Here is a 6,767-nt window from a genome sequence, read left to right as displayed (position 1 = left end):
TCGCCGTCGCCGCGGCCGAGCCGGGCGACGCCGTCGTCTAGGACCGCGGTCTGGGCGGCGATCCGCCCCAGGGCCCGGCGGTGCCAGGCCGCGTAGCGCTGCGGCGGATCGGCGGCGCGGACCCGCGACAGCGGGCCGTCGAGCGCCTTGCGCAGGGCCTGGGCCGGCTTGCGCAGCTCGGCCGCCACGACCGACGCCGGGAGCGGGGCGCGGGCGGCGGCGTCGCCGGCGTCGGGCGAGCTGTCGGCGGCCGTCGCGATCGCGGTCTGGAACTCCTTGTAGGCGGACGAGAGGTCGCGGCAGGCGTCGTTCCAGGTGCCGGCGTAGTCGTCGCTGCCGTCGCCCCCGCAGCCGCTCGCGGCCAGCGCCGTCGCCGTGACGAGGGCCAGGGTCCAGCGCCTCGTGGGCGAGCTCCACATGGCCGGGGATCGTACGGGGCCAGGCGCCATCGGCGCGGCGCCGGGTGCGCCGCTCAGCCGGCGAACGCCCGGCAGGCGGGGGCCTTGCGGGCCAGCGCCGAGGGCACGCGGACGCTGCCGCTCGCGGACTGGAGCCCCGAGACCTTCGTCCCGACGCTCTGCATCGCGCCCGCGTCGCCGGCCAGCAGCCGCCCGCGGGCGGCGTCGACGGCGCTCGTCATCTTCGAGACCGCGTTCAGGGTGGCGCTGTGGAAGCGCCGGTAGGCGGCCGGCGGCGTCGCCGCGCGCAGGCCCGCCGTCGCCCGCTTGAGCGAGTCGCTGAAGGCGACGATCCCGCGCCCGGCCCCGCGCAGGGCGGCGGCGCCGGTCGCGCCGGCGAGGTTCTTGGCAGCCTGGTTGAAGGCGTTGCCGGCGGCCGTCAGCCCGCTGCAGTAGCCGTTGGTCGCCTGGGCGTAGGCGGTCAGCGCCGCGGCGGCCGCGTCGCTGCCGCCGCCCTGGTTGCCGGAGCCCTGGCCGCCGGTCGACGTGGTGGTGGTCGTGGAGCCGGTGGTGGTCTGCCCGCCGCCCGCCGGGGCGCCGCCGGTCGTCGTGCCGCTGGTGGCACCGGGCGCTCCCGGGGTGCCGGCGGGGGTGCTGGCCTGCGTCTGGGCGGCCGGCTGGGCGCCGTCGTCGCCGGAGGAGACCGGCTCGCCGTAGCCGGCACCGCAGCCGGTGGTGGCCAGCCCCACGGCAAGCAGGAGCGCCGTCGCCGCGACCCTCGGGCCCGGCACGCGGCGCCATCGATCGGCGACCCCCGTCATCCCGGCCAGGGTATCGAGGGCGCCACCGCCGCCGCGCCGCCGCCACCGGTCCGGCGGGCTAGCGGACGGCGGCCCGGCAGGCGGGTGCGTCGTCGAGCACGCCCTTGGGGATCTTCGGCATCGCGGCCGGACCGGTCCGCTGCAGCTCCGCGGCGAGCGAGGTCGGGACCTGGCCCCTGGCGGCACGCGCGGCGGCGTCGCGCATCAGCTTCGCGTGCTTGCGCAGCTGCGAGACGGCCCCGTCGCGGAAGTCGCGCTCGTCGCTCGGCGGGTCGGCCTGGGACAGGCCCTGGGCGGCGCGGTCGACGCGCCCGGCGTAGCCGTCGATCGCGCCGCGGAGGGCGCTCGCCTCGCTGCTGCCGCTGCGGCGGACGAGGTCCTGCCGCAGCGTGGTCACCGCGGCGGCGACCTCGCGGCAGGTGCGATCGGTCGCCTTGGCGAACTGCGACGGGTCGCCACCGCCACCGCAGCCGGCCAGCGCGAGCGCGGCGCCGGTGGTCGCGAGCACGATCGTTCGTCGGAGGGCCATGCCGCAAGGCTACGCGCCACGTAGGCTGGCGCGATGGACGTCCCGCTGGAACAGCTGGCCGCGGTCTCCGAGGCGATCGGTCGCGGCGAGGAGGCAGTCGAGGAGCAGGCCTGGGAGACGGCGCGCGAAGCGCTCGACGCCGCCGACCACGAGCTCGATGGGCTGCGCGAGCGCTGGCGCGACCTCGACGAGCGCGGGCGCCGCACGCTCGGGACGCTGGCGACCCCGCTGCGGGCCCGTCGCGACGCGCTGGTGGCGCGGATCCCGGCGCCGCGCGTGGTCAGCGAGGGCGCGCCGGTCCACGATCCCGAGCAGGACGACGATCCGGAGCCGGACGCCGCGCCCAGCTGAGCGGGCGGGGCGGTCAGTTGACCGACGGGTCCTCGGGCACGTGCGCGAGCAGCGCGAACGGGCCGCCGAGCCGCTCGAGCGCGAGGTGCCAGAGCCGCGACGCGTCCGGCTGGAAGAGGTCGTCGGGCCGGGCGTCCAGCACCAGCCAGTCGTCCTCCTCGAGCTCCTGCTCGAGCTGGGCCGGAGCCCAGCCGGCGTAGCCCGCGTAGGCCCGGGCGCGGTCGACCAGCGGCCGCTCGGCGTCGTCGTCGCCGCGGACCATCCCGATCCGGCCCAGGACCAGCAGCGCCGCCTCGGCCGGGTCGCGGAACTCGGCGACCGTCAGCAGCGCCTCGGGCTGGACCGGGCCGCCCTCGTGGACGACCTCGTCGGCGTCGAACATCTCGGCGAGGTCGGGGACCGCGACCTCGATCACCGTGTCGGTCGGGCGGTTGAGGACGATCCCGAGAGCGCCGTCGTCGTCGTGATCGACGACGAGCACGACCGTTCGAGCGAAATGCGGATCGCTGATGGTCGGGGAGGCAACCAGGAGCTGCCCGGACAGCCAGCGCGGCATCTCCGGGAATGCTGCCAGGTTCCCGTCCGCGGCGGTCCGCCACCGGTCGCGCGGGCCGCCGCCGGTCGCGGAACCGCTGGTCTAGCCTCGGGACATGCGCCTGGCCCGCTTCCGCACGGCTCCCTCCGCCGACCCGCGCTGCGGCGAGGTGGTCGGGGACGAGGTGGTCGCCCTGGCCGACGGCAGCACCGTCCTGGAGCGGCTGGCGACCGGCGACCGCAGCCCCGCCGACGGCGAGCGGTTCGCGCTCGGCGCCGTCGAGCTGCTGGCGCCGCACGCCCCGCGAGCGATCTACGGGATCGGCCGCAACTACGCCGACCACGCCGCCGAGCTCGGCAACGAGGTCCCGGCGGCGCCGATCGTCTTCGCGATGCCGCCGACTGCGGCCGGCGGCCCGCGCGACCCGGTCCGGCGGCCGGCGGTGACCGAGCGGCTGGACTACGAGGTCGAGCTGGCGATCGTCCTCGGGCGGGTCGCCGGCGGCGGGATCGGGGCGGCCGGCTACGCGGTCGCCGACGACGTCAGCGCCCGCGACCTGCAGGAGCGCGAGGGCCAGTGGGCGCGGGCCAAGGGCGCCGACGGCTTCTGCCCCTTCGGCCCCTGGGTCACGACCGCCGACGAGGTCCCCGACCCCGAGGCGCTGCGGCTGCGCAGCTGGGTCAACGGCGAGCTGCGCCAGGACGCCTCGACCGCCGACCTGATCTTCGGCGTCGACGCGCTGATCGCCCACATCGCGGCGGCGATCACGCTGCGGCCCGGCGACCTGATCCTGACCGGCACGCCGAGCGGGGTCGGCCACGCGATGACGCCGCCGGTCTACCTGCAGCCCGGCGACGTCGTGCGGATGGAGATCGAGCGGCTCGGGACGATCGAGCACGCGATCGCCTGAGCGGCGCCCCGACCGGCGCTCAGCCGGCGGTCGCCCACGGCTTCAGCGGCGGCTCGCGCGTCAGGCGGTCGGCGGCGGTCGTCTGCTGGACGAGGTTGAGCAGGAACGGCACGGCGGCGGTCAGCAGCAGGTTGCCGACGAAGTCGCTCTGCGAGGTCCCGGGCATGAAGGTCCGGCCGCAGACGCCGGGGCCGAGCCGCGACGGGTCGGCCGGGCCGGGGTGGGTGATCGCGTCGAGGGCCAGGTCGTGGGCGACGTTGTCGTAGAGCCCGATCCCGAGGTGCTCGACCAGCCGGCCGGGGCAGATCGACTGGACGCGGACGTTGCGGACGTTCGGCCCGGCGGCGAGGTTGCCGGCGGTCGACGGCAGGACGATCTCGTCGAGGTCGGTGGTGATGACGGTGTAGTCGATCCCGGGGAAGGTCTCGCCGCCGCGATTGAGGGCCTGCAGCAGCCGCGAGTCGCTGCTCTGCTGCCAGAGCGCCGCGGGGCAGCCGAGCACGCTGCAGAGCGGCTTCAGCAGCAGGACGGCGGCGGTGCCGTGGTTGCTGGGCGCGATCCCGATCAGATCGCTGACCATCGCCCGGGTGTCGGGCCAGTACTTCAGCGCCAGCCGCGGCGACATCCCGCCCTGGCTGTGGCCGACGATCGCGATCGGCCGCCCGGCGCGGCCGTGCATCCGGCGGATCGCGTTGGCGACGTACTCGGCGGCGACCTGGATGTCGCCCATCGAGTGCCGAGGCACCTCGATCGTGCAGGCCGGGATCCCGGCGCCGGCGAGCGAGCGCCGCCAGGTCCAGTCGAAGTTCTGCTTCGGGTCGGCGCCGGTCCCGGGCACCAGCAGCACCGGGGTCCGAGTCGCTCCGTCGAGGTCGGCGCTGCAGCGCAGGCCGGCGTCGAGCGTCGCCTGCGGCACGGTCGGCGCCGGGTCGGCGGCGGCGATCCCGGGGGTGATCGCGGCGGTCAGCGCGACCGCCAGGGCGAGTACGGACGTACGGGTACGGCGACGCATCGGCTGCTCCTCTCCCGTCCGCGGCGGCCACCACGGACGGCGTCAACCTACCAGAGAGTAGCCCCGCCGTTGTGGCCGCGTGAGCGGGGTTTCCCGGCGGTTGTGGCCAGTCCACACCCACGGTCGCCCGGGGACCCGCGAAGCTGTCGCCGATGTCGAGCCCCGCGCAGCCCTCGATCGCGTCGAACGGACGCGCCACCACGACGGCAGGCCCGTCGATCGCGATCGTCGGCGCCGGCTTCGGCGGCGTCGGGATGGCGATCCGGCTGAAGCAGGCCGGCTTCGGCAACCTGACGATCTTCGACCGGGCCGCCGGCGTCGGCGGGGTGTGGCGCGACAACACCTACCCGGGCGCGGCCTGCGACGTCCCCTCGCCGCTCTACTCGTACTCGTTCGCGCCCAACCAGGACTGGCCCAACCGCTACTCCGAGCAGCCGGCGATCCTCGACTACATCGAGGGCTGCGTGGAGCGCTTCGGCCTCGGCCCGCACCTGCGGCTGAACGCGACGGTCGAGCGGGCCGCCTTCGACGAGGCGACGGGCCGCTGGCGGCTCGAGGTCGGCGGCCAGGTCCACGAGGCCGACGTCCTGATCCCCGCCTGCGGTCAGCTGAGCGAGCCGGCCTACCCGTCGATCGACGGGATCGACCGCTTCGCCGGCGAGGCGTTCCACAGCGCCCGCTGGAACCACGACATCGACCTCACCGGCAAGCGGGTGGCGGTCGTGGGGACCGGGGCCAGCGCGATCCAGTTCATCCCTCGGATCGCTCCCCAGGTCGCCCAGCTGACGGTCTACCAGCGCTCGGCGCCGTACATCATGCCGCGGCTCCAGGCCCACTACTCCGAGCGCCACCACAAGCTCTTCCGGGCGCTGCCGCTGATCCAGCGCGCCGAGCGCCTCGGGTGGTTCGCCTTCGGCGAGATCGGCACCGCCGGGATGGTCAAGGGCGCCTGGATCACCGCGCCGTTCAAGAAGCTCTGCCTGCGCTACCTGGAGCGCCAGGTCGCGGACCCGCAGCTGCGACGGATCCTCACGCCGGACTACGAGTTCGGCTGCAAGCGGGTGCTCTTCAGCGAGAACTACTACGAGGCGGTCTCGCGGCCGAACGTCGAGGTGATCCCCGAGGGCGTCCGCGAGGTGACCGCCAGCGGGCTGGTGTCGGCCACCAGCGGGGTCGAGCGCGACGCCGACGTGATCATCTACGGCACCGGCTTCCGGACCAAGGACTTCGTCGCGCCGATGGAGGTCCGCGGGCTCGCGGGCCGCGAGCTGAACGAGGCCTGGGCCGGCGGCGAGCGGGCGCACCTCGGCCTGACGGTGTCGGGCTTCCCGAACATGTTCCTGACCTACGGCCCGAACACGAACCTCGGGGCCGGCTCGATCATCTACATGATCGAGAGCCAGGCGAACTACGTCGTCGACGCGCTCCAGCGGCTGGCGGCGCGCGGCGGCGGCTACCTCGACGTGCGCGAGGACGCGCTCGACGCCTTCGACCGCGAGGTCCAGGAGCGGCTGTCCGGCACGGTCTGGCAGACCGGCTGCGAGAGCTGGTACGTCGACGAGAACGGGCGCAACGCCAACAACTGGCCCGCCCAGGTCGTCGAGTACCGCCGCCGGACCCGTCAGCTGGACCCGGCCGACTTCCGGTTCGTGGCGCCGAACCCGGCCCCGGGCGCCGCGCGCGAGCTGGCCGGCGCGGCCGGCGACTGAGCCGCTCAGCCGTCGAGCAGCGGCGCCAGCGTCGCCGCCAGCAGCAGCTCGGTGACGCGGTCGTCGATCGGGCGCCCGAGCAGGTCCTCGATCCTCCGCGCCCGGTTGGCGATCGTGTTCTCGTGCACGCCGAGGCGGGCGGCGGCGCGACGCGGGCGCCCCTGCTCCTGCAGGTAGACCCGCAGCGTCGTGACCAGCTCGCGGCCCTCGGGCGAGGCCAGCAGCGGGCCGAGCTGGTCGGCGACCAGCTCGCGCGCGCCCTCCAGGTCGACGCTCGCCAACGCCGCGGCGGCGACGTCCCGGAAGTGGGTGACCGGCTCCTCGACGCCGGCCAGGCTCGCGACCCGGCGGGCGTGCTGGGCCTCGCGGTGGCTGCGCCGGAAGCCGTCCAGCCCGCGCCCCGGTCCGCCGACCGCGAGCCGCACACCGGTCGCGTCCTCGGGCACCCGCACGGCGCCGGCGAGCGCGTCGCGGTCGGGTGCCTCGCCGGCCCCGACCCAGG

General features: G+C 75.8%; 8 protein-coding genes and 1 pseudogene. 3 read left to right on the top strand and 6 right to left on the bottom strand.

Annotated elements, in window-relative coordinates:
• The 3 genes and pseudogenes from PAI11_RS19135 to PAI11_RS19125 form a co-directional block, all read right to left on the bottom strand.
• Positions 1-419: pseudogene (locus PAI11_RS19135) on the bottom strand (hypothetical protein); the annotation flags it as partial.
• Positions 420-472: 53 nt separating this feature from the next.
• A complete protein-coding gene (locus tag PAI11_RS19130; RefSeq protein WP_040601009.1) occupies positions 473-1,219 on the bottom strand; it encodes a hypothetical protein in 747 nt (248 codons plus the stop codon).
• A 58-nt stretch (positions 1,220-1,277) separates the two neighbouring features.
• Positions 1,278-1,748 carry a hypothetical protein gene (locus PAI11_RS19125; protein WP_040601008.1) on the bottom strand — a complete coding sequence of 157 codons (471 nt, stop codon included), beginning with the start codon at positions 1,746-1,748 and terminating at the stop codon, positions 1,278-1,280.
• A gap of 33 nt (positions 1,749-1,781) precedes the next feature.
• Here PAI11_RS19125 and PAI11_RS19120 point away from each other — a divergent pair, with 33 nt between their 5' ends.
• Complete coding sequence (locus tag PAI11_RS19120) at positions 1,782-2,099, top strand: hypothetical protein (protein WP_007577867.1); 318 nt, start codon at positions 1,782-1,784, stop codon at positions 2,097-2,099.
• A gap of 13 nt (positions 2,100-2,112) precedes the next feature.
• Here PAI11_RS19120 and PAI11_RS19115 read toward each other — a convergent pair whose 3' ends face one another.
• Complete coding sequence (locus PAI11_RS19115; protein ID WP_050897323.1) at positions 2,113-2,655, bottom strand: YqgE/AlgH family protein; 543 nt, start codon at positions 2,653-2,655, stop codon at positions 2,113-2,115.
• A gap of 94 nt (positions 2,656-2,749) precedes the next feature.
• Here PAI11_RS19115 and PAI11_RS19110 point away from each other — a divergent pair, with 94 nt between their 5' ends.
• A complete protein-coding gene (locus PAI11_RS19110; RefSeq protein WP_007577865.1) occupies positions 2,750-3,544 on the top strand; it encodes a fumarylacetoacetate hydrolase family protein in 795 nt (264 codons plus the stop codon).
• Between the two features lie 19 nt (positions 3,545-3,563).
• Here the strand turns inward: PAI11_RS19110 and PAI11_RS19105 are convergent, their stop codons facing one another.
• A complete protein-coding gene (locus PAI11_RS19105) occupies positions 3,564-4,556 on the bottom strand; it encodes a lipase family alpha/beta hydrolase (RefSeq protein WP_007577864.1) in 993 nt (330 codons plus the stop codon).
• 152 nt (positions 4,557-4,708) lie between these two features.
• Here PAI11_RS19105 and PAI11_RS19100 point away from each other — a divergent pair, with 152 nt between their 5' ends.
• On the top strand, positions 4,709-6,265 hold the full coding sequence (locus PAI11_RS19100) for a flavin-containing monooxygenase (RefSeq protein ID WP_007577863.1): 1,557 nt from the start codon (positions 4,709-4,711) through the stop codon (positions 6,263-6,265).
• Positions 6,266-6,270: 5 nt separating this feature from the next.
• Here the strand turns inward: PAI11_RS19100 and PAI11_RS19095 are convergent.
• Positions 6,271-6,767: PucR family transcriptional regulator (locus tag PAI11_RS19095; protein ID WP_170320756.1), on the bottom strand; the 497-nt coding region annotated here is incomplete at its 5' end.

It is taken from the genome of Patulibacter medicamentivorans, from assembly GCF_000240225.1.
Classification (GTDB): Bacteria; Actinomycetota; Thermoleophilia; order Solirubrobacterales; family Solirubrobacteraceae; genus Patulibacter; species Patulibacter medicamentivorans.
The sequence above is the reverse complement of the archived record's forward strand: the minus strand, read 5'-3'. Positions and strand labels throughout refer to the sequence as shown.